Origin of the sequence: Natronomonas amylolytica, assembly GCF_037031205.1 — an archaeon.
Lineage (GTDB): Archaea > Halobacteriota > Halobacteria > Halobacteriales > Haloarculaceae > Natronomonas > Natronomonas amylolytica.
Window position 1 is genome coordinate 203,346 of the sequence record NZ_JAYEZM010000005.1, and the last position, 21,678, is coordinate 225,023.

Here is a 21,678-nt window from a genome sequence, read left to right on the forward strand (position 1 = left end):
ATGTCATGAGACGCTGAGAAGTGTCAGTCCAGCGCCGGCCGCCAACAGGAGCGCGACCAACGCGGTCGCCGACGGTGCCGCGACCGTGCCGACCGACCCGGCGACGAGAACCGCGACGCCGACGGCGACCGCGCCGACCGCGAGACTGCCGGCGAGATGGACGAGTTCGGTTCTCGCCGAGGAGGGCCCGCTCGGCAACTGGTCGCGGAGTTCCCGCCCGAAGGTGTTGGCATCCCAGACGACGACGGCCGCGACGGCGCCCACGAGCGCGGGCAGGGCCGCCCCGACGAGTGCGGCCACGAGCGCGCAGGTGAAGACGCCGAAGGCGGCCAGTGCCGGCCCCGTGAGTCGGTTCGGTAGGACCAGTACCGTCAGCACCGAGAAGCCGAACAGCGCCAGCAGGGCGACGACGCCGCAGGCCAAAAGCAACGCGACGGCCAGTCGATACGGCCCCAGCGTGGCGAGGAACTCGGCGGCGGGGTTGTTCACGGCCCGAAGCCCTCGCCGGAAGGTCGCCAGTCCGGCCCCCTGCGAGAGATACCAGCCGAGCGCGGCGGTGACGGCCGCCCCGCCGAGCGTCGGTGCGAGCGCGCGGGCGAGCCACTGGGCGTTCATCCGGCGGACGCGCCGCAGGAGGCGCGTGAGAAGGCCCGCGCCCACCGCGACCGTCGTGAGGCCGAGCAGTGCCACCCGCAGGCCGGCCGGCAGCGCCAAGAGAGCCAGCGCCCGTGCGGCGTTCGGCGGGACGGCGACCAGAAGCGCCTGTAGCCGGGGCGTCCCGACGGAGGCGACGAGGCCGGCGACGCCGATTATCCAGACGAAACTGGCCAAAAAGAGGTAGCCCAGCGCTCGCTCGGTGCCGTCCAGCGCGTTGACGACGGCGTCCCGCGAGGACGGTGGCACCAGCGCGTCGATGGGGACGACCCGCACCGCCCACAGCAGGCCCAGCGTCGCCCCGAGGACGACGAATGGCGCGGTCAGGACGGCGTAGGTCGGCGGCGAGGCCAGCAGATGGCCGAGAATCGAGCGGCCGACGCCGACCGCGAGGTCCAGCGCCGTCGTCGCCAGCGTGAGGTTCGGCGAGATGAACGCCGCGAGCAACGCGAGCGCGCCGAGCAAGGCGAGGACGGCCCGCTTGGTCGCGACGAGGAACCGGCCGCGGTCGGGCGCTCGGGTCGCCGCCAGCGGCGCGGCGACGCCGACGGCGACGGTCGCGCCCGTCGCGACGAGCGTGACGAGGGCCGCCACGGGCGAGGTCTCCAGCGCGCCGACGGCGGCCTCCAGCGTGAGTGCACACGCCAGTCCCGCGACGAAGACGGCGATGCCGCCCAAAAAGCGGACGGGCGTTCGGTCGCTGTTGAGCAGATACAGCGCGACGGCGATGGCGGCGCCCCCACCGAGACCGACGAGGACCGTCTCCCCGAGGACGAGGCTGCCGACCAGCGCGGTCGCGACGACCGCGACGGCGGCGGCGACGGCGTCGCTGAGTCGCGGCGCCGTCAACCGATGGCGGGCGTCGTCGAGCGCTTCGGCGACTCGCTGCCGGAGCGTCGGGCGACTGGCCTCGACGAGCGGCGAGGTCGAACTCATCGGGTCTCACCCCACGTCTCGAAGACCTTCGAGAGCGTCAGCGCCAGCGGGTCCTCGAGCGACCAGTCGACGACCGGGACGCCGCGGCGTTGCAGGCGGTCGGCCCGCGCCCGGCGCTGGAGCGCTTCCGTCGCCGCGCCGAGCGAGGGGTCCCCGCCCGCCGTCGTCAGGTCGGGCGAGAGTATCGTCACGCCGTGAGAGCCGGCTTCCAGTTCCTCGACGAGGTCCTCGGCGAAGCCGTCGGTCAGCGGCGTACACAGGACCACCTGCGCGTTCGCGGGCAGGCGCTCCCGGAGGGCGCGAATCGCCCGCTCCGCCGAGACGCCCCCGCCGTCGGCCTGTGCGTACTCGACCGTCTCGCTGGCCGCCGACCGGGTCGCCGCGTCGCGGCCGGGGTCGGTGTAACTCGCGAGGTCGTCGGCCGCCAAGCCGCTGCAGGCGGCGACGCCGACGCGGTGGTTCGACTCCAGCAGGGAGGGCAGCGCCCGCGAGACCGCGTAGGTCGTCAGATCCAGCGTGTCGGGGCCGTACCCGGGCCACGAGCGCTGGACGCCCGCCCGGTCGTCGATGACGAAGACGACGGTTATCGCCCGCTCGACGCGCATGTCGACGGTCGTCAATTCGCCGGTGCGGGCGAAGCGTCGCCAGTCGATGCGGTTGACCGGGTCGCCGCGCTGGTACTCGCGGGTGCTGAAGAACTCGACGCCGCTGCCGCCGGTATCAGTCGGTGTCCGGCCGACGTAGTGGATGGTTCGGTCCCGTAGCGGCACATCGTCGAGCAGCGTCCGGCAGGTGATTTCGGTCGCGCCGTCGACGTCGTGGTCGGCTTCCTCACCGCGGCGGCCGGCGACGCCCCGAGCGGTTATCCTCGGGTCGCCGAACTCGTGGGTGCCGCGCGGCAGCGAGAGGTCGTATTCGACCGTCAGCGACTCGCCGACGCGGAGCGCGCTGGCGGCCTCCGTCGACCCGTCGACCGGCACCGGCGGCGGGTCGTCCGCGACCCGCAGGTCCGGCAAGGGAGACTCACCGACGTTCTCGACGGTCAGTCGGACGGTCACCGCCTCGCCCGGTTCGGGGGCCTCGGGCTCGACCGACCGCTCGACGGCCAACTCCGGCGAGGGGATGCCGCTCAGGTAGCCGTACACCGCGTAGACTGTCGGTACTGTCGCGATGATGAGAAACAGCGGATTCCCGAACAGGAACCCGAGGGTGCCGGCAGCGAGGGCGGCCACGCCGGCCGCGCGCCAGCGCATCATGCGTCGCCCTCCTCGGTGGCCCGCTCGTCGGACGCCTCGATGCTGCCGGGGTCGGCACGACTCAATTCGTCGATTGCGCGCAGGGTGTGGCGGACGCGACGGCGGAACGCCGACTCGCCGCGGAACAGGTCGAGGAGCCACAGCCACAGCGGCAGGTCCGGGCCCGTGTCGTCGCTGAGGGTCGCGGCCGCCCGCCGGTCGTCGGTCCACGCCCCCGTCTCGATGGCGCGTTCGGCCACCGCCGATGAACAGGCGGCCGCGCCCGCGTAGGTGTCGACCGCGAGGTCGAACAGCGTCTCGCGGAGGTCCTCGCGGGTCGTGACGCGCCGGTCGCGGGCGATATCGAGGTCGGTCGCCCGGTCGAGGGTCGCATCGACGGTGGCGCCGAGGCGTGGCGCCTCGGGGGTCGGCTCCCGGCGCGACACCAGCGGCGCCTCCGAGTAGGGCGTCCGCCCCTGCAGCGAGGCCAGCCACAGGAGGCCGCCGAAGGCCGCCACCAGCGCGATGAGGACGCCCGGCGACGGACTCGTGACAGCGGCGATGACGGGCGACGGTATCATCCCGGACGCGAAGACGGCCACGCCTGCACCGACCAAGGCAAGGAGGCTGACGGCGACGATGCCGCTGCGGACTCCCCGTCTTTCCGTCATCCGTCCTCACCCCCGTCGAGTTCGGCCTCCGCACGAGTTGCCTCGTCGGCGTACTGTTCGGGTTCGCGACCGCCGTATTTCACCGCGCGGAACGCCTCGGTCAGGCGGTCGACCGGCCCGTCCGGCAGGCCCGCGGCTTTCGCCTTCCGGGCCACGTCGCCCGGCGTTCGCCTGCTGACGCGTCGGAGGCCGACAAGCGAGACGAGCGACCACCACGCGCGCTCGACGACGGGCGGTCCGTCGTCTGCTGTCGTCGCGGCCGCGTCGCCGCCACTGCCCCCGCGAGTGGCGATGGCCGTGACGCGTTCGACGGCGCCGGTACCGGCGTTCCGAACCCGCCGTCGGAACCGGGCGAAAAGCGCCTGCAGCGCATTGATGGGGTCCTTCGAGCGCAGGGCCGCCCAGAGGGATTCTAGCGCCTCCCGAAGCGCGGCCCCCATCGCCTCGACGGTCGCCGCGAGGCCGACCACGCGGTCGACGCCGCCGCGGGCGAGTCCCTGTACCGTCGCCGTGAGTGCCGTCCCGAGTTCCCGCGGACTGCGTGCGTTCGACCGTCGAACGACGAGCGCGAGGCCAGCGACCACGAACAGGACGAACGCGCCGACGATGCCCGGAACCAGCCCGATATAGGCCGTCCGCTCGTGGGTGACACCCGGGGGAAGCGTCGTCTCGATAGTTGCGGTCGGCGCGGTCGGCAGGGTCGCGTTGACGCGGCCTTGGGTGTCCGTGGTTCCTATCGTCTCACCGCCGAGGCGGACCTCGGCGTCGGCGACGGGGTCGCCGGATTCGGTCACGACGACCGTCGCCGACTGTCCGGGCAGCGCGATACCGAGCGGCCCCTCGCCGTCGAGGGCGATACGCGGCGCCGCGAGCGTGACCTCCCGCTGGCCTTCGAGGTCGCCGCGGGTCACCGTCACCGTCGCGTCGGTTTCGGCCGGCATCGTCACCGTCGCCACGCCGTTTTCGTCGGTCCGTGCTCGCTCCTCGCCGTCGACCAACACCGCGGCATCGGCAAACGGCTGGTCCGAGACGGTCGCTCGGAGGGCGACCTCCTCGCCGGGGCCGGGTTCGGAAGCGAACTCGATGGTGACCTCGGATTCGACCGTCATCGAAGCGCCGTCCTCGGCGGCGCTCACCGCGTAGAAGGCGCCGGTCGAGGTAGTGCCGCCCGACTCGATGCTCACGGTCATCCGTTCGGCGTAGGGGACGTCGACCTCGACGAGGCCGTTCCCGTCGGTCGTCCCCGCGGGTTCGCCGTTGACGCGAACGCCGACCTCTGAGACGGAGTCGCCGTTGCCGTCCAACACGAGCAGCGTGGTCGTCGTGCCCGGGACGAGTTGCTCGTCGAAACAGACGACGTAAGGGTCGTTGGCGGGGCGACACCGCTCGGAATCGGCGGGGTCCGATTCTTCGGTCCCCTCGCCACCGTCGCCGGTCTGTTGGTCCGAACCGCTTCCGCCATCCGATTCGTCGCTGCTGGATTCACCGCTGTCGCCGGCGTCGCTCGGTTGCGTTTCACCGCCACCCGGCCCGCTACCGGGACCGCCGCCCGCGATAGAAAACAGGTCCAGAAGGCCATCGAGAACCCCGCTATTCGGTGGGCTTCCCCAGCCCTCGGCGCCCGAGAGGTCGAAGTCCATCCCGGAGAGGTCGATTTCCGGCCCGGTCCCCGATTCCCCGCTCTGCGGTCGTTGCGCCGGTTGCTGACCGGGCGGTTGCTGCTGGGACGGACTCGGCGCGTCGTCCCCGACACTGGGCAACTCGGCGGCGATTTGGCTTGCCGGCGCCGCGCCGCCGAAGGCGGGCAACAGCCCCGCGGCGAAGACCAACGCGACGACGGCCAGCACGGTCACCAGCGCGCGAAACGGCTCTCGACTGCTCACTCGCCCGACCCCCGATGCATGTCCCGGATTGCCAACCCGACCCCCTTACGTCTTTCCGAAGAATCGGATGCCGACATTCGGTTTCCGGGCGCGACGAAGAGGGCGACGCCGTGCCGTTCTCCGTAACGGAAGACCGAAGGCCACGCACCTGCGAGGGAGGGTAATGACCGTCATCGACGACGCCCGCGAGCTGTTGGCGACGGGGCCGCTCTGTGATTCCTGTCTCGGCCGCCCCTTTGCCGACCGCAGTTTCGGCCTGACGAACGCCGAACGGGGCCGCGCGCTCCGGACGACCGTCGCGCTGGAGGACGACGACCCTTTCGAGACCCCCGACGAGGACTGTTGGGTCTGTGAGGGCATCTGCGAGCGGTTCGACGAACTCGCCGACCGCGTCGTCGAGGCGCTCGGCGAGACCGAACTGTACACCTATCAGGTCGGCACCCGCGTCCCGCCGCTCGTCGAGGAGAACGACCGCCTGCTCCGCCTCGATGCCGGCCTCGAAGAGGACGTCGGCGAGCAACTCAAAACCGAGGTCAACCGCGAGGTCGGCCGTCGCGTCGGCGCGAAACTCGATGCCGAAGTCGATTTCGAGCGCCCCGACGTCCAGTTCACCGTCGACCTCGAAGCCGACGAAATCGACGTCCAGCGCAACTCCATCGCCATCTACGGCCGCTATCGGAAACTCGAACGCGACATCCCCCAGACCGAGTGGGTGAAGTTCGACGAGAGCGTCGAGGAACTGGTCGCACCGCCCTTCATGAGCGCCTTCCGCGGCACGGAAGCCGTCTTCCACGGCGCCGGCCGCGAGGATGTCGACGCGCTCATGCTCGGGACCGGCCGGCCGTTCGTGCTGGAGGTCAAGAACCCCCGCCGTCGCGACGCCGACCTGAAGGAACTCGAAGCCGAGGTCAACGCCAGCACCGACGGCAAGGCCGAAGTCGAGAACCTCGCCTTCGCCCGCTACGACATGGTCGAACGGGTCAAGGAACTCGACGCCTCGAAGACCTATCGGGCGACCGTCGACTTCCACGAACCCGTCGACGAGGCCGACTTCGAGGCGGCGCTGGAGGCACTCGACGGCGCGACCATCGAACAGCGGACGCCCCACCGGGTCGACCACCGACGGGCCGACCTCGTCCGCGAGCGACAGGTCCTCTCCATCGAGGGCGAACTGGAGGACGAATACACCGCGACTGTCGACGTCCACGGCGAGGGCGGCCTCTACATCAAGGAACTCGTCAGTAGCGACGAGGGGCGGACGGAGCCGAGCCTCGCCGGTGAACTGGGCGTCGACGCCGAAGTTTCTGCCCTCGACGTGATTTCGGTACAGGGTGTCGACGAGCCGTTCCTCACCGACGAGTATCGGCTGGAGCGAGATGGCGAGCCCGTTTCCGGGGAGTAGCATCAGCCTACCGGCCTCGAAGCGGGAAAAGCACCGTCCGCTCTCCACCGGCCTCTCCCCGGAGGATTAACCGCCTCGACGCCCGTATCACGATACTCGTGATCATCAGCATCCATCGGTACGAGTTGGGAGTCGACACCACAGCTGAGGATTTCGAGGCCGCCATCGCCGAGGCTGAACGTCGGGGTTGCTTCGACCTGCCGGGCCTCGTCGAGTATCGTTTCCTGCGCGGCATCAAGGGCAACCGAACGGACGGCTATACCGCAGTCTGGACCTACGAGAGTCGGGAGACGTGGGAAGCGCTCTGGGGGCCGGTCGACGACCCCGTCCCGAAATCCGAGTACCCCGACGGGTGGAACGTGTGGGAAGACGACATCCTCGACCCGCTACTCGCAGGACCCCCGGATGACATCGCGTATACGTCCTACGAGGTCGTCGCGACCGGCGAGTGACCACTGGACGAGTTCGACGAAGATACGTCGCACCTCCGTACTTCGCGCGGCATCGGTTCGGTGCGTCTCGGCCAAAATTAGCACCGCTGCTATCCGTGGTTTTATGCTTTCGTATGGTCTATGTCAGAGTGGCCCCTCCGTACTCACCCGCCAGCCTGTGTGCCAGCACCTGGGGGGAGTGCTCGGGGCCTTTGCCAGCAGAACTGCTGGAGTAGTTTCTGGTTGACTCGTATATCGGATACCACGGTTCAAGCTGAACGTCTACAGCAGCCGGACCTGCTCCCGTCTGAAGTATAAGCGAACCGTAACGAAAGGGGCGGTATTATATACTTAATATGGTATTATGGAGAATTCTGATTTTGATACCTTCACTAGAAGCGCGATATAGTGCGAAATGAAATAGAACTCGAACTATGGGTTATTATAATTCAGTTGGTTACTCACGGCCTGATGAATATATAATAATCCCAATATTTATTGTGGGTATGATTGTATTACCGCCCGCATGGCACACGGGCTGGACGAGGTCGATGACATCGAGAGGGACACCTCTCCGAACGACGAACCGAACGACGAACCCGGCACCGTCCGTATCAACCGGAGAGCGTACACTCAGATGGGGGTGATGGGTCTCCTGTTTCTCATCACGGGGACGGGACGGACGGATGCATCGGATACTGCATCGGGAAATCAGACGGGTGGGCTCGAACGACACTTACTGATACGTGGGCGCGACGATGTAACGAGATACGAATTGACCGTCGATGGGCGGCTCGCCCCCGGCAGGGATGCGAGTAGTGACGCTGATGTCCGCATCTCCGGCAGTAGTGTCGAAGGAATCGTCAGAAACGAGGAGCGGCGATACCGGTTCAGCGGTGAAATACGCGATATGATGATCGACGGCGAGGCGGGCGTCTACATCGGAACGGAGCGTCCCCATCTCGAATAATCCGGTTTCTTCCCGAGCCGAACTGGTCGTCCCATAGACCGTGGCGCCTAGAGCGGAGTGCTGTTTCGACTCACTACTGTCCACGGCGGCCGGATATCCCACGTATAATTATAGTACGCTTAGTCGCAGGTGGTGATACAATGTGGCCCTGGGAGCACGCGCTGTTCGCCTACGTTTTCTTTTCAGCGTACGTCCATCTTTGGTACCGCGTTCCGCCCGGTGAGTTCTCCGTCGTGGCGCTGGCCTTTGGCTCCGTGTTCCCCGATATCGTCGACAAACCGCTCGCCTGGCAGTTCGGGCTGTTCGAAACCGGCTGGAACGTCGCCCATTCGATATTCGTCGCCGTCCCAATCTCGCTTTTGGTGTATGCCGTGGCGCGCCGCTGGGGTCACAACCGCGTCGGCATCGCCTTCGGGTTCGGCTACCTGCTCCATTTCGCTGGTGACGTGCTCCCCGCCTCGCTGTCGAGAAACCGGCTCTACCTCGAACCCATCCTGTGGCCCGTCGGGAATCCGACGGTGAGCCAGAATCACGAGTCCTTCAGCGGTGGCGTCCAGTATCTCTTCGCCCAGTATATCGGTCAACTTCTCTCCTTCGAACTGACCCCTGTTCTCACCTTACAGCTACTTTCGGTCGTTCTCGGCACCGGACTCTGGCTCTACGACGGCCGCCCGGGACTCCGATTGGTCACCGACCCGTTCCGTCGCGCGCTCACAGCGGTTGCCAACCGGTAGCCGTGTGCAGCCACGATTCACCGAACTTTACGACCGGATTCGACGACTCGCGGGTCGGTTAACCGCTCAATAGTAACACCGACAGCCCCCTTCGAATCGAATATCGCCATGAGATTCGACCACGAAGTCATCGACGCGTCCCCACCCTGCGGACGGCTGTTCGTCTGCCAGCACACCGACCTCACGGGGAACGGACGGCCGGACCTGATCGTCGGTGGGATGGGATTCGAGAAGCTCTCCGACCATCTGGGACCGTATCCCGGCGGCATCCCACTGGTTCCTCGACTGTTTCGGCGTCTCGAAACGGACCTCTTCTGGTACGAGAACCCCGGCTGGGAGCGACACGTCATCTCTTCTCGGTCCGACCTCCGGGCGCTCGGGTCGACGCTGGGAGACGTAAACGGGAACGGCCGGTCGGACCTGATCGTCGGCCAGGGATACCGCGCCAACGACATCTACTGGTTCGAACAGCCCGAAAACCCCCGACAGCCGTGGCCACAGCATCTGGTTGCCTCGGATTTCGAGAAGTATCACGACCTCGCGTTCGGCGATATCGACAACGACGGCCACCCCGAGATCGTCGGCGCCTCCCAGGATAGCGAGACGGTCTTTTATTACGACGTTCCGGGGGACCCCTACCAGTCACCGTGGCCCGAGGAGTGCCGGCACGTCATCGCCCGTGATACGAACGTCGAAGGCCTCGAGATAGTCGATATCGACGGCGATGGACAGAACGAACTCGTCGCCGGGACCAGCATCTATCGACAACGGGCAGCGGCCGAGAAAGACCGGCCGCTGGACTCCATCGAAGCCGATGGGGGCCAGGAGAACGTTGCCGACGGCTGGCACCGTGAGGACGTCGTCACCGGCTGGGACTGGACCCGGGTCGAAGCCGGCGACGTGGACGGCGACGGGGAACTGGAGTTGGTGTTCACCGAAGGCGACTCGCCACTCCTCGGCAACCACATGGGGCGAGTCGGCTGGTTCGACCCGCCCGACTGGACGGCCCACATCCTCCGGAACGACCTCTACTGTCCCCACTCCGTCCAACTCGCCGACTTCGATGGGAACGGTCGCCTCGACATCTACGTCGCCGAGATGGGACTGGGCAACCACGACTCGGAGGCGGAACACCTCCTCTTCCGAAATCGGGGGAACGGCCGGTTCGAAGAAACCGTTATCGAGCGCGGTGTCCCTACCCACGAGGCGAAAGCGGTCGATATCGACGGTGACGGCCGCATCGACATCGTCGGGAAATCCTACGAACCCAACACCCACGTCGACGTCTGGCACAACAGGACCTGATACGGACCGTTGTCGCCGTTTACTGTTCGGATATCCAGATGTGAACGCTCCGATACGCGCTGTCGGCTCGGGGGGTCGTTTCCGCCGGTGGGTCTCCAACGTAGAGCAGATACGTTAGCCTGACGCCCTCACCGGTCGTCTCCGGGCGGGTGGTGTGTGATCGCTCCCACGTCTCCCCGGCCTCGACGGTCGTCGTAAACGTATCCAAGCCGTTCGCCGCCACCAACTCGCCGCCTCCGTCGAAGCGCTGCAGGAGAACGACGACGGTGTACTCTACCCTTTCACCTTCCTGATTGGTGATACCGAGGTCGACCGTCACCGCTTCGCCTCGAGTGACTTCGTCGGGATATTCGCCCGCTATGGCCTCTCCGGTCTCCGGGTCGTCCGTCGTCAGGTAGAACTCGGTGAACTGCTCGCCGGGCTCTGCCCCCAGCACGGCGATGCCGATTCCACTGCCGGCGATGACGAACCCGAGTATCAGGAGGACGCTCATGGCCGCCCCGCCGTTCCCGGTTTCGAGACGGCTTGCGGCCGCGAGTGGACCCCGGACGAGCCGGGGGGCGAAGCGCTTCTCCGGCGATACCCGATACCGGCGGATGCCAGCAACGACAGCCAGCAGCGTGGTCATCACGCCGATGGTTCCGAGGAAACTAGATTGGGTGATACCCGACGTGTAATGTAGCCCGACTCCGATCAGCGGGACCGTACAAACACTCAAGCCGACCGCGAGCACGAGCCGCTCGAGGGGTGTAACCGCTCTACGTTCCAGTTCGACACCGCGCTCGAGCCGTCTGAACACGTCGATACCGGTACTCCGACCCGGGAACAGGACGGCGACGAGGGCGTATCCCGGCGCGAAAAGCACCGCGAGCGCACCGAGTAGTACCCGACCGACATCGGTGGAGACGAGTCCGAGTGCGATGGCGGTCGTCCAGAGCCCGAGGACGACCTCGAAAACGAGGTCCCACGGGACGGTGCTCGCGTACGACCGCGTTCCCGAGCGTTTCGACATAGGGAGGCCGAAACACCGGAACGGCATAAGTAGATGCTGACTAACCGGCTGTCGCTCCGTCGTCCCGTGCCCGGGAGTCGACGCTTCGCGGAACGGTGGCACCATCAGTGGTATGGCCGGACGATGGACTGTGTCGCCACCTGTGTCCGAGTACTCCCCGCATCGACCGACCGAGCTATTAACCGAGATATAACGATTACCGCACATCCCTCGGTTTACTGTAGATGGTATACGAGGTCGCGGTTATCGGGACGGGAGCACCTGAGAACGCCGACGGGTACGCGATGGCCTACCGGCACGCACAGGGGTACGAACGGCTTGACGGCTGTGAACTGGTCGCCTGTGCGGACATCGTCAGGGAGAACGCGCTGGCGTTCGCGCGCACGTTCGACATCGACGAATCCGGAATCTATGAGGACTACGAGGCGATGCTCGAGGAGGCGTCGCCCGACGTGGTGAGCGTCTGTACGCCGCCGAAGACGCACGCCGATATCGTCATCGACTGTGCGGAGAGTGGCCTCGTCGACGCGATACACTGCGAGAAACCGATGGCCGCAACGTGGAAGGAGTGTCGCGAGATGGTGGCGGCCTGTGACCGACACGACGTCCAGTTGACCTTCAACCATCAGCGCCGGTTCGCAGCCCCATACCGGAAGGCGAAGTCGATGCTGGATGACGGCAGAATCGGGACGCTCAGACGGATAGAAATCGGCGGTCACGACCTGTTCGATTACGGAACGCACCTGTTCGATATGTGCGGGTATCTGACCGACCAGACGCCGACCGAATGGGTACTGGCAGCGGTCGACTGTCAGGATACGGAGACCCTGTACGGACTGCACCAGGAGACGCAGGCGCTAGCGAGGTGGCGCTACGAGTCGGGCGTCGACGGGCTCGCATCGACGGGCGAAGACGGAATGGTTCGCTGTGAGTTGCGTCTCCTCGGCGATGACGGGGTTATCGAGGTCGGCCACGAGGGCGGCCCGCCGCTTCGGGTTCGAGTCGACGGCGCCGAGTGGGTGGACGTCGATACGGGTCGGGACGGCATCTGGCGGCCGGGGCCACACCCCTTCGATAGGATTCTCGAGCGGGTGCCCGTCGGTCCAGACAGGCTGTTCAGCGACCCGACGTACGTCGACCGTGCGATAGCGGACGTCGTGGATTCCTTACGTGAGGGGCGCCCACCGGAACTCGCCGCGAAGAACGCCCTGCAGACGACGGAGGTCATCTTCGCCTGCTGGGAGTCGGCCCGACAGGGCGGGCGCGTCGACTTACCGCTCGATATCGACGACAATCCACTGCAAGCGATGGTCGAAGCCGAGGGAACCGTTTCGTCGAACCCATAGCCCACGTCGAACCGACCGAATCGTCTCCGTTCGGTTACGACCGACGAGGTACGGGAACGTGTTGCTATTCGATGGGATTTATTGAAATACTCAAATACTGAGGGTTTGCTAGAGTCGTGCTGAAGACTGGTGTGGGTTCACCACTGGCGATTCCTGCGACAGGTGACGACCGAAATCGGCTGACGAATACTTCATTCACAAATACCCGATACCCTGACCCCGGCGTTTTCACCGGTATCCGAGATGCTGAAGCCGCTTGAGGCGTTCTTCCTCGTCAGTCTCTGACTCGGTTCTGTTGGGCGATTCCGATGTGATTTCACGACGCTCTTTAAATTCGGTTTCCAGCCAGGGGACTTTAATCAGTTTTTTGGTATGTACTCCTACAGGATGACCGTATTTGCGTACCGGGAACGGCCATGCAAATTCCCCGAAAAGGTTTCCATGATCGGAGGTAACAACCGTCTTTCCGGTCAATTCAGTACAGAGGTCCTGAACGTACGGGAGAGCCAGTTCGAGGTTCTCAGTGTACGCCTGCCATACAACCTCAGTGGGGATTTCACCGTCTTCCAGCTGTTTCCACACCTGTTTTCCGACGGGCCTTTCGTCTCCGGTGATTCTACTATATGCTTCCATCCCTGTTTCGTCTATTTTCTGCCCGGTCTTGCCAATGAACGGCTGATGGGGTTGAATAAAATGCCCAAGAATCCGTTTATCGGGGTAGTCCGCATGTGCTTTTTCAATCGCATCTGCAACGGGTTTCGGCCGTACCGTGTTTTCTTGCTCGTCCCAGTTGGTTTCCCAAACATCTATGACGTCATGAAATACAGTGTCCACGTTGACACTACACCATTCCTCCACTCTGGGTACCGGATTAGCAGTCACATAGACCGTATCGTGGTGTTCCGTATCCGAGAAGTTACCCTCAAAAAACCCGCCAGTGTATGACCCTTTCGACAACCTATATTCGAGTGTTCCTTGGATGGCATTTACCTCTTTAAAGAGATCGTATCGACAGGCGTCTAAGAGAAGGAGATTGTCCCAGTCCTCGTCCATAACGTTCGACCTATCTCTCGGAAAACGGGAGAAGTAGTTGCGCATCAACACGTCTGTAATCCGAGGAATAGCCGCGTTCTTCCAGAAAGAGGGCGAATGCCAGTCACGCATGGCCTCTCTCTATGGGAACCTGCGTTATAGTTAATTGTCCACTGTAGGCCGCTCTGTATGGTGGAATTTCGGTACTACTATCTCGACTGGGAATACGGTTCCGTCCCTCTGGAAGACCGAATCTCTGTATTCAGAAATCGGTTCCAAAAAATTATCGAATTCTAATCATTTCAAAGAACCCAATTGATTAGAATACCTGACGGACCGCCCGAAGCACCCACTTACAGCACAGCCTCCGTGCAGAACGGTTGCGTGTGTACGTAAGCCGGGATTCGTGCGTACTGCGAAAACGAGCCTATCCCGAATTCGCGGTAGGTTCGCTGAGAACGACTTCCCGCCCCGATTTGGCGGCGCGTACTCCCGGGCGGCCGAATACTGATGCCATCGTCAGAGCGGCCTTCAGGTGCCTGCTTTCGTCGGCGTAGTACGTGGACTTCGCGAAACATAGGATTGCCCTCGGCGACCACGGACGCTCCTCTAGCCAGAGGTTTCCCTGTCTCTCGTACCAACTGGAGAGGAGCGAGCGACGAATCTCCGGGTACTGGTCGTATATTTCGCGCTGGTGTTCGACGTTCTGCTTGACCTTCTTGAGCCGTCGCAGTCCGGTCCAGAGCTCGTTGCCTTCCTGCCGATAGAACGCGAGACATTCGTCGATGTAATCGAACTCGGTTCGCTTCGCCAGTTCGATTTTCAGGTCCGTATCACCCAGTTCGATATCCAAATCGTCGTCCTCGCCCATCCCTGCCAACGGCAGACAGTCCTCGAGGACCTCCCGTCTCATGAGCATCGACGCGGTCCACAGGGGAAACGTCTGGAACCGGAGCGCCGGTTCCAAGATATCCCCGGACACGTTGGGCTTCGGGAGTTTTGGTTCGTCGCCCCGCAGTACGCCACAGTAGGAGACACCGACCTCCGGCTTCTCCTGTAGTATCTCGGCCGTTTTCGTCAGTTTGCCTTCCAGAAGGCGGTCGTCGTCGTCGAGAAACTGGATGTACTCGCCCGTCGAGGCTTCGATACCCGTCGTGTACGCCGCCGCCCAACCGCCGTTTTCGTCTCTGATTATCGCCCGATCGATCACCGACTCGTATTCGTTCAGGACGGGCTCGGCGTGTCCCTCCCCCGAATCGTCGACGACTATCAACTCGACGGGTTCGTACGTCTGGCCTGCTACGCTCTCGATGGCCCCCGGGAGCAGGTCGTTTCGATAATATGTCGGGATAATCACCGAGATTTTCGGGTTCATGGCTGGCTTATAGACACTTCCGGTGTCGACGGCCGTCATGGGGTTCCATCCCGGATATCCAGCGAGTAGGGCTGTTCTTCATTCGCACTCTGTCTCAACGTTGAGCTACTGAATGAATAATTATTTACCGTATAATGCGTCCGAAACCCCCGGTTTTGGGAACGACGGGACCTCACGCGGAAACCTCAAAGCAGTAGCTCTGTGCGGGACTGCGCTTTGCCGACCGGCGGCCCAAAGACATCGCGCACGGCGGAGAGTAATAGGCCGCTTAACAATCACACAGTACACCGTTCGTCGGCATGAAAGACGAATGACCGAGAACCACACACCTCCCTCTGAACTACCTTCAGTTGGCTTGGGGACGTTTCGGACAGGTGGATACGAGTGTTTCGACGCCGTGCGAGACGCACTCGATGCTGGATACCGCCACATCGATACCGCGATGGCCTACGAAAACGAGGCGGTGGTCGGACGCGCGATCGAGGCTTCGCCGACCGACCGAGAGGACGTGTTCCTGACGACGAAAATAAAGGGCTACCCGGAGTTCCTGAACTACGATCGGGTGCTCGAAGCGACACGGAAATGCCTCACACGTCTGGGGACCGACCACGTCGACCTCTTGTTGATTCACTGGTGGAACCCGAAAGGCGATATGGAACAGACGTTCGCGGCGCTGGATCGGCTCGTCGACGAGGGAGCCGTTGATCGTGTCGGCGTGAGCAATTTCTCGGTCGACCAACTCCAACGGGCGATGGACGTTTCCGAGACGCCGATCTTCACGAATCAGATCGAGTATCACCCTTACTGGAAGCAGGAGGAGCTCCTCGAATTCTGCCAGGAGAACGACATCGTTCTGACGGCGTACAGTCCGCTCGGCGAAGGAGAACTCGTCGACGACGAGGTGCTTGCCGCTATCGGCGCCCGGTACGGGAAATCACCCGCACAGGTCGCGATACGGTGGTTGATCCAGCAGGACAACGTGGTTACGATTCCGAAGAGCGTAACGCCAGCACATACGCGGGAGAACATCGACGTCTTCGACTTCGAACTTTCGGAACGGGAGATGCAAAGGATAGCCGAACTGGAGGGGCCGTTCTGGTACCGACAGAACAGGGAAGGTGGCCACTTCTATCGGGCCCGCGGAATCGTTGGACCGCTGATACCCGAGCCAGTTCTCAGCAAGTTATAAGCAGTGAGGTACGAGAATGGAGCTCCACAATGCGGCTAGCAGGTTTTCGACTGTCGCTGCATGCCGAAGTGCGAGCCGACTCCGTTAACTGGATGCTTCCTGCTCCGTCCACAACGGGACGTAAGCACCAATTACTCACGACCGTACCGGGCGTATCTCTATTCACTCGATGAACACGATTACCCGCTCTCTGGAGATCTACCGCGACGAGGGACTCTTCGAATTGGCCGATTCGTTGACGGACTTCGTCTCCAGTCGTATCAGGGACGAATGGCTGAGGTACGTTTATAAACAGCAGTACGGCGCTTTGGCACCCCAGCCGAACGAGATTCTGTGGGTCGACCCACAGCACATCGAGTACTCCACGTCGGCCAGCAAGATGTTCGACGAGGACCGGACCTATCCGCGATTCGGCATCCTCGACGGCGACTGGGATACCCACAAATACCGATGGCGGGACTCGCGACTCTGGAGTGGGTTGTGCGAACGGTTCGAGGACGGAAACGCGTGGGAGGAGACGACGTACTATCAGTTCAGTATCGAACGGCTGGAAGCCGGTGACCCGCTTCCCTATCTGGATGGGCCGAACACGAGACAGCACCTGTGGGAGTACCTCGACGCGCTCGACGCGTTATACGAGGACATACAAACCAACGGCTACGACCCGTCTTCGGCGATAATCGTCCACCTCGGCAGAAACGGCGAGTGGATCGTCGGACAGGGGAACCACCGACGGACGATCGCCAGTATCGTAGGCGTCGACGCCATACCCGTTCGGATCAGATTCAGACACCGGAAGTGGCAGGATATCCGACGCGCGTTCTACGATGCGGATTCGACCGACGAGATACGCCACCTCGACGAACATCTCCACCACCCGGATACGCCCGAAGTGAGCCATCCAGAGGTGCCGGATGTCCAGTGATATTGAACGTCGCCGAGAACACCGTGGAGGGAAGGATGGCCCCGAGAGTAAAGCGTCTATAACAACGTATCTATCCTTCCTTGATTCGGCAATGACAGCAGCGTCCCCGGGTCCTGTCGAATCAAACTCTATCGGTCGTCGAACAACCCTGATGGCTGGCGGACAATAACTGGAAGATTATGGATACAACAGATGCCGCACCCACCTCACGAGAGGAGAAGATAGAAGCGCTCCGTACGGCGATCCTTTATAATCCGAAATTTGCCCTGCTTATCGTCGCGCTCGGGCTCGTATCGGCCGTACTCGAAGGCGTCGGATTGACGTTCATCATCCCGATAATCGAGATCGTTCAGGCTGGTGACCCTGCTGCCGAGGCAGACGGCATCATGCTCGCGTTCGTACGATTCTATCAGATACTCGGGGCTCCCCTCACGCTCGGGTCCGTTATAGTCGGCGTCGCACTCGTCATGAGCCTGCGGTATACGACCAGTTTCTTGCTTCACTGGTTTCGAGGCATACTTCGATACAACTACTTTCGTGACCTGCAGGAGCGACTGTTCAATGGTGCGGTGGAGACCCGCGTGGAGTTCTTCGACAAGCGGGGTTCCGACGACATCCTGAACGCGATAATCACCGAGGCGAAAGTCTCCTCGGAGGTTCTCAACAGGAGTGTAAAACTGTTCGACCAACTGTTGTTGACCCTGGTGTATCTCGGCATCGCGCTGTGGATATCGCCGATGCTCACGTTGATCGCGATCGTCGCCCTCGGTGGAATCACGCACCTTCTCAGAAGGGTCGTCGAACCGGGATACGATATCGGTGATCGAGTTGCCAGCGCGAACCAGCGTCGACAGGAGATCGCACAGGCAGGCGTGATGGGAATCCGCGATATCCGGGTTTTCAATCTAGCTGCCGAACTTCGGGACTCCTTCGGCGACACGGTAGACCGGTACACCCGCGACCAGATCAAACTCCGTCGAAACGAGGCGGCACTCAACAAGTTCTACAATCTCGCCGTCGCCGTGTTCGTCTTCGTTCTGATATATCTCGCGCTCTCGATCGCCAATCTGTCGTTCGGTGAACTGGGACTCTTCCTTTTCGTGATGTTCCAGCTCGGACCGAAGGTTAGCGGCCTCAACAAGCAGTTCTACCAGATCGAGAACAACCTGCCGCATATGGTCCGGACGCACAAGTATCTCCAGGAGATAGACCAGTGGAAAGAGCCCGCGGATGGAGAGAGAGCCGTCCCGGCCGAGGTCGATGCCGTCGAGTTCGACGACGTCTGGTTTTCGTACAACGACGACGAGACCGTCTTACGAGGGGTGGACTTCGAAATCCAGAAAGGCGAATTCATCGGGTTCGTCGGGCAATCCGGTGCCGGGAAATCGACGATCGTCTCCCTGCTTGCTCGGTTCTACGAACCCGACAGCGGTCGTATCCTCGCCAACGGCGACCAGATAGACGAGATGTCGCCGAACGAGTGGCGAAAGCGGCTGGCTATCGTTCGGCAGAACCCGTTCATCTTCAACGAGACGCTCAGGTACAACCTCACGGTCGGCAACCGTGAGGCGACCCAGGAGGAGATCGAGAGGGCCTGTGAGATCTCGAAAGTAGACGAGTTCCTCGAGGACCTGCCGAACGGATACGACTCAGAGCTTGGTGATGATGGGGTCCGACTGTCGGGCGGGCAGAAACAGCGCGTCTCGCTCGCTCGTGCCCTCCTGAAGGACGCGGACGTGTTGGTCCTCGACGAGGCGACGAGCGATCTGGATTCGAACCTCGAGAAGGAAGTCCAGCGGTCCATCGAGGAGATGGAAAGCGAGTATGCGATCATTGCAATCGCACACAGGCTGTCGACCGTCGAAAACGCCGATCGCATATACACGATGGAGAACGGACGGATTTCGGAACAGGGCGAACACGGAGAGCTCGTCGCCAATAACGGGAAGTACGCGGAGCTGTATACCATTCAGTCGAACGCCAACGTCACCGAGTAATCTCGGGCGTCGACGCCCTGTGTTCGATGGCTTCTTCGTGGAGCCTTCTCACGCGGTCGGCGTGGTCGCTCCAGGTCCACCGCTGGTCGTGAAGCCGCTGGAAACCTGCCTTCCCCATGCGCCGCAGTCGATCTCTGTCTTGGGTCAACGACTCGAGGGCGGACTTGAGTGCAGCCGCGTCACCTGGCGGAATCAATACACCAGTCTCGCCGTCGATGACTTGTTCGGGGATACCGCCGACCGTCGAGGCGAGCACTGCCGTTTCGCTGGCCATCGCCTCGTAGATGACCGTCGGCCGGCCCTCGGAGTGACTCGGTAACAACAACAGGTCCGCGATAGCGTACCATCGTCTGAGAGCCAGCGGTGACAGACCTGCATAGACGTGCCTGTTGGAAAACGCGCTCTCTCCGACGGCCTGTCTCAGTTCGGTCTCCAGCGCCCCACTAGACCCGACGAATACGAATACGGTGTCCTCGAGTTCGAGTTCCGGAAGCAGTTCGATTATCTCGCCAACGCCTTTCGCAGCGGTGAACTGTCCGACGAAGAGAACCACGGTCGCATCACGTGGAATATCGAGTTCGTCGCGTAAACGCTGTCGCTGGTCGACCGGGAACTTTTCGGGGTCCGCACCGATGGGGACGGTTGTCACTTTCGAGGTATCGGTGAGATCGCCCGCTATCGTCGAGAGTTCGTCGCTTACGCAAAGCACGCCCGTGGCGGCGTCGAGCGTCTCTCGTATCTTTCGACCGACGCCCCGGGGCTGGTTCTCCAACGAGTTGAGAAGCGTCCCGTGGGCGACGACGAAAAGCGGGAGGTCGTGATTCCGGACATACGGCAACATTCCGTAGCCGTCTGGGTAGATGTGACACGCGTGAACGACGTCGGGTGGAGCGAAGGTTTTCTCGACGTATTTCGGAACCCGTTTCGCGAACGATTCACCCGATATTCCGTAAAAGAACCGTTTCGGCAGGAGATACCAGAAACGCGGATGATGAACCGTGTATGCGCCCCAGTTTTCGATTTCGGGAATCGAGGCGTATTCGGAATACGGCCCCCACGGCGGCGCGAACGGGCGAGCTGAGACGACGTCGAGATCTATTCCCGCGTCTGCGAGCGATTTGAGAATCCGGTGGTTGAAGATGCCGCGATACGGGTTGATACCGTCGGGATGATTGATCGCGCTTCCGAGAACGGTGTACATCAAGATGACTCCTTAATCTCTCTCCGACCCAGATTAGAAAAGTTATAGGCTATCTACTGGCCGAGTGGTCCTCTGCCGTCGATTTTCACACGCCACGCAGTCACCCGAACGCCGCATCGAGCCGGTCGAGCATCGGCAACTGGAAGTGTCGGGTTTCGTCGCAGGCTTGCTCTGAAACTCCCGGTCACGTATCCGTTTCCGGACAACCGAATCGTCGAACTGTCGCTACGGATGCCGAGCGTGTATAAACTCAGACGCAGCGGACTTCGTCGACAGGAAATCAGAAACGCAGCATCCTCCCTCCCCGGAGAGTCCACCGTTACTGGGTCGTGAAACACACTGCCGGCCGCATTAGGCGTCTATTAGTTAAATATCTACGAGAGCGAAGGAACGTAGACGAGAATGACACTAGGGGCACCAACGGACGAGAATCAGCCACGTGTTAGCGTGGTCATCCCGACGTACAACCGCAGCGAGTACCTCCCAGAGGCGGTCGAAAGCGTCGTCGAACAGACCTACGACAGTATCGAACTGTTCATCGTCGACGATGGCTCGCCGGAGCCGGTCGCTGAAACCCTGACAGGCTGTGACCTCGACCGACTCGATTCGGTGACGTTCATCCGGCACAATGAGAATAGGGGCGCAAACGTCGCTCGGAACAACGGTATTCGAGCGGCGACGGGCGAGTACGTCGCGTTTCTGGACGATGACGACCGCTGGCACGAGTCGAAGGTCAGTCGGCAGGTTGAAACATTCGAGTCGTCGGCCCCGGAGGTCGGCGTCGTCTACACCGGCAAACGCACGAACAGCCCCGCCGGAACGACAGTCTCGGCGCCGACCGCCGAAGGCGATGTCGTTGAAGACCTGTTGAGAGGGACGAACTTCGGGCAGTTCTCCTCGGTCATGGTAGGGGCCGATGCCATCGAGGCCGCGGGGCTCCCGGATGAGCGGTTTCCGGCCTGGCAGGACCGCGAGTGGTTCTTCCGTCTCGCCAAACACTGCCACTTCAAACCCGTCCGGGAGACGCTCACGTTTAGACGGGGTGGTACCCCTAACAACATCACGAGTAACTTCGAAGCGAAACGGGACGTAGCCTATCCGCTGTTCGTCGAGAAACATTATCCGTTTGCGAGGGAACACGGGCTGTATCTCGCCCGCATGTTTCTCGCCACGATGCGGCGGAATTTGGCACGTTCTGCGGTCCACGCCGGTCGCTACCAGGAGGCACGGAAGTATTTCCTGTGGGCGTTTCTCGCGAACCCGCTGTTCCGGCCGGTGTATCCGGACCTCATCGCGTCTCTCGGTGGCAAGTGGACGTATGAATCCGCGTCGTCCCTGCGGAAAAAGGTCACAAAGCTCCGAGCCTCGTTTGCCTGACGC

At 62.6% G+C, this 21,678-nt stretch carries 18 protein-coding genes; 10 read left to right on the forward strand and 8 right to left on the reverse strand.

The window, feature by feature from the left end; genetic code table 11:
* Window positions 1-3: 3 nt before the first annotated feature.
* Genes U5914_RS08955 through U5914_RS08970 form a run of 4 tightly spaced genes read right to left on the reverse strand, consistent with a single transcriptional unit; the run spans window position 4 to window position 5,379 of the window.
* Window positions 4-1,590 (reverse strand): DUF7519 family protein, encoded by a 1,587-nt coding sequence (locus U5914_RS08955; RefSeq protein WP_336135410.1) that lies wholly within the window; start codon window positions 1,588-1,590, stop codon window positions 4-6.
* Window positions 1,587-2,843, reverse strand: coding sequence for a DUF58 domain-containing protein (locus U5914_RS08960; protein WP_336135411.1), 1,257 nt, complete (start codon window positions 2,841-2,843; stop codon window positions 1,587-1,589). Before U5914_RS08960 ends, U5914_RS08955 begins: the two co-directional genes overlap by 4 nt.
* Complete coding sequence (locus U5914_RS08965; RefSeq protein ID WP_336135412.1) at window positions 2,843-3,496, reverse strand: DUF7269 family protein; 654 nt, start codon at window positions 3,494-3,496, stop codon at window positions 2,843-2,845. Before U5914_RS08965 ends, U5914_RS08960 begins: the two co-directional genes overlap by 1 nt.
* Window positions 3,493-5,379, reverse strand: a complete 1,887-nt coding sequence (locus tag U5914_RS08970) for a DUF4129 domain-containing protein (protein ID WP_336135413.1) — start codon at window positions 5,377-5,379, stop codon at window positions 3,493-3,495. Before U5914_RS08970 ends, U5914_RS08965 begins: the two co-directional genes overlap by 4 nt.
* A gap of 163 nt (window positions 5,380-5,542) precedes the next feature.
* On the opposite strand from U5914_RS08970, the gene U5914_RS08975 reads away from it, so the two are divergent.
* From U5914_RS08975 to U5914_RS08995, 5 genes are all read left to right on the forward strand, one after another.
* A complete protein-coding gene (locus U5914_RS08975) occupies window positions 5,543-6,781 on the forward strand; it encodes a tRNA pseudouridine(54/55) synthase Pus10 (protein ID WP_336135414.1) in 1,239 nt (412 codons plus the stop codon).
* A gap of 98 nt (window positions 6,782-6,879) precedes the next feature.
* Window positions 6,880-7,233: a hypothetical protein gene (locus U5914_RS08980; RefSeq protein ID WP_336135415.1), complete on the forward strand. Its 354-nt coding sequence runs from the start codon at window positions 6,880-6,882 to the stop codon at window positions 7,231-7,233.
* 505 nt (window positions 7,234-7,738) lie between these two features.
* The gene (locus U5914_RS08985) at window positions 7,739-8,182 is read left to right on the forward strand and encodes a hypothetical protein (RefSeq protein WP_336135416.1); all 444 of its coding nucleotides are present in this window, start codon (window positions 7,739-7,741) and stop codon (window positions 8,180-8,182) included.
* Window positions 8,183-8,322: 140 nt separating this feature from the next.
* Complete coding sequence (locus U5914_RS08990; RefSeq protein WP_336135417.1) at window positions 8,323-8,916, forward strand: zinc dependent phospholipase C family protein; 594 nt, start codon at window positions 8,323-8,325, stop codon at window positions 8,914-8,916.
* 108 nt (window positions 8,917-9,024) lie between these two features.
* Window positions 9,025-10,221, forward strand: a complete 1,197-nt coding sequence (locus U5914_RS08995) for an FG-GAP repeat domain-containing protein (protein WP_336135418.1) — start codon at window positions 9,025-9,027, stop codon at window positions 10,219-10,221.
* Between the two features lie 19 nt (window positions 10,222-10,240).
* Here U5914_RS08995 and U5914_RS09000 read toward each other — a convergent pair whose 3' ends face one another.
* Complete coding sequence (locus U5914_RS09000; protein ID WP_336135419.1) at window positions 10,241-11,233, reverse strand: DUF1616 domain-containing protein; 993 nt, start codon at window positions 11,231-11,233, stop codon at window positions 10,241-10,243.
* Between the two features lie 224 nt (window positions 11,234-11,457).
* Between U5914_RS09000 and U5914_RS09005 the strand changes: the two genes are divergently transcribed.
* Window positions 11,458-12,579 (forward strand): Gfo/Idh/MocA family protein, encoded by a 1,122-nt coding sequence (locus U5914_RS09005; RefSeq protein WP_336135420.1) that lies wholly within the window; start codon window positions 11,458-11,460, stop codon window positions 12,577-12,579.
* Between the two features lie 228 nt (window positions 12,580-12,807).
* Here U5914_RS09005 and U5914_RS09010 read toward each other — a convergent pair whose 3' ends face one another.
* Window positions 12,808-13,632, reverse strand: a complete 825-nt coding sequence (locus tag U5914_RS09010) for a hypothetical protein (RefSeq protein ID WP_336135421.1) — start codon at window positions 13,630-13,632, stop codon at window positions 12,808-12,810.
* A gap of 406 nt (window positions 13,633-14,038) precedes the next feature.
* The gene (locus U5914_RS09015) at window positions 14,039-14,986 is read right to left on the reverse strand and encodes a glycosyltransferase family 2 protein (protein ID WP_336135422.1); all 948 of its coding nucleotides are present in this window, start codon (window positions 14,984-14,986) and stop codon (window positions 14,039-14,041) included.
* A 310-nt stretch (window positions 14,987-15,296) separates the two neighbouring features.
* Here U5914_RS09015 and U5914_RS09020 point away from each other — a divergent pair, with 310 nt between their 5' ends.
* From U5914_RS09020 to U5914_RS09030, 3 genes are all read left to right on the forward strand, one after another.
* A complete protein-coding gene (locus tag U5914_RS09020) occupies window positions 15,297-16,175 on the forward strand; it encodes an aldo/keto reductase (RefSeq protein ID WP_336135593.1) in 879 nt (292 codons plus the stop codon).
* 169 nt (window positions 16,176-16,344) lie between these two features.
* Entirely contained in the window at window positions 16,345-17,100 is a 756-nt protein-coding gene (locus tag U5914_RS09025; protein WP_336135423.1) for a hypothetical protein, read from the forward strand.
* A 179-nt stretch (window positions 17,101-17,279) separates the two neighbouring features.
* The gene (locus tag U5914_RS09030; protein WP_336135424.1) at window positions 17,280-19,097 is read left to right on the forward strand and encodes an ABC transporter ATP-binding protein; all 1,818 of its coding nucleotides are present in this window, start codon (window positions 17,280-17,282) and stop codon (window positions 19,095-19,097) included.
* Here the strand turns inward: U5914_RS09030 and U5914_RS09035 are convergent.
* Complete coding sequence (locus U5914_RS09035) at window positions 19,087-20,298, reverse strand: glycosyltransferase family 4 protein (protein ID WP_336135425.1); 1,212 nt, start codon at window positions 20,296-20,298, stop codon at window positions 19,087-19,089. The genes U5914_RS09030 and U5914_RS09035 overlap by 11 nt on opposite strands.
* A gap of 402 nt (window positions 20,299-20,700) precedes the next feature.
* Here U5914_RS09035 and U5914_RS09040 point away from each other — a divergent pair, with 402 nt between their 5' ends.
* Window positions 20,701-21,675: a glycosyltransferase family 2 protein gene (locus U5914_RS09040; protein WP_336135426.1), complete on the forward strand. Its 975-nt coding sequence runs from the start codon at window positions 20,701-20,703 to the stop codon at window positions 21,673-21,675.
* Window positions 21,676-21,678 lie beyond the last annotated feature (3 nt).

What these genes read in the sequence shown, in the direction of transcription:
- U5914_RS08955 (WP_336135410.1), bottom strand. Translation starts at nt 1,590, where the DNA reads ATGAGTTCGACCTCGCCGCTCGTCGAGGCCAGTCGCCCGACGCTCCGG.
- U5914_RS08960 (WP_336135411.1), bottom strand. Translation starts at nt 2,843, where the DNA reads ATGCGCTGGCGCGCGGCCGGCGTGGCCGCCCTCGCTGCCGGCACCCTC.
- U5914_RS08965 (WP_336135412.1), bottom strand. Translation starts at nt 3,496, where the DNA reads ATGACGGAAAGACGGGGAGTCCGCAGCGGCATCGTCGCCGTCAGCCTC.
- U5914_RS08975 (WP_336135414.1), top strand. Translation starts at nt 5,543, where the DNA reads ATGACCGTCATCGACGACGCCCGCGAGCTGTTGGCGACGGGGCCGCTC.
- U5914_RS08985 (WP_336135416.1), top strand. Translation starts at nt 7,739, where the DNA reads ATGGCACACGGGCTGGACGAGGTCGATGACATCGAGAGGGACACCTCT.
- U5914_RS08990 (WP_336135417.1), top strand. Translation starts at nt 8,323, where the DNA reads ATGTGGCCCTGGGAGCACGCGCTGTTCGCCTACGTTTTCTTTTCAGCG.
- U5914_RS08995 (WP_336135418.1), top strand. Translation starts at nt 9,025, where the DNA reads ATGAGATTCGACCACGAAGTCATCGACGCGTCCCCACCCTGCGGACGG.
- U5914_RS09000 (WP_336135419.1), bottom strand. Translation starts at nt 11,233, where the DNA reads ATGTCGAAACGCTCGGGAACGCGGTCGTACGCGAGCACCGTCCCGTGG.
- U5914_RS09005 (WP_336135420.1), top strand. Translation starts at nt 11,458, where the DNA reads ATGGTATACGAGGTCGCGGTTATCGGGACGGGAGCACCTGAGAACGCC.
- U5914_RS09010 (WP_336135421.1), bottom strand. Translation starts at nt 13,632, where the DNA reads ATGGACGAGGACTGGGACAATCTCCTTCTCTTAGACGCCTGTCGATAC.
- U5914_RS09015 (WP_336135422.1), bottom strand. Translation starts at nt 14,986, where the DNA reads ATGAACCCGAAAATCTCGGTGATTATCCCGACATATTATCGAAACGAC.
- U5914_RS09020 (WP_336135593.1), top strand. Translation starts at nt 15,297, where the DNA reads ATGACCGAGAACCACACACCTCCCTCTGAACTACCTTCAGTTGGCTTG.
- U5914_RS09025 (WP_336135423.1), top strand. Translation starts at nt 16,345, where the DNA reads ATGAACACGATTACCCGCTCTCTGGAGATCTACCGCGACGAGGGACTC.
- U5914_RS09030 (WP_336135424.1), top strand. Translation starts at nt 17,280, where the DNA reads ATGGATACAACAGATGCCGCACCCACCTCACGAGAGGAGAAGATAGAA.
- U5914_RS09035 (WP_336135425.1), bottom strand. Translation starts at nt 20,298, where the DNA reads ATGTACACCGTTCTCGGAAGCGCGATCAATCATCCCGACGGTATCAAC.
- U5914_RS09040 (WP_336135426.1), top strand. Translation starts at nt 20,701, where the DNA reads ATGACACTAGGGGCACCAACGGACGAGAATCAGCCACGTGTTAGCGTG.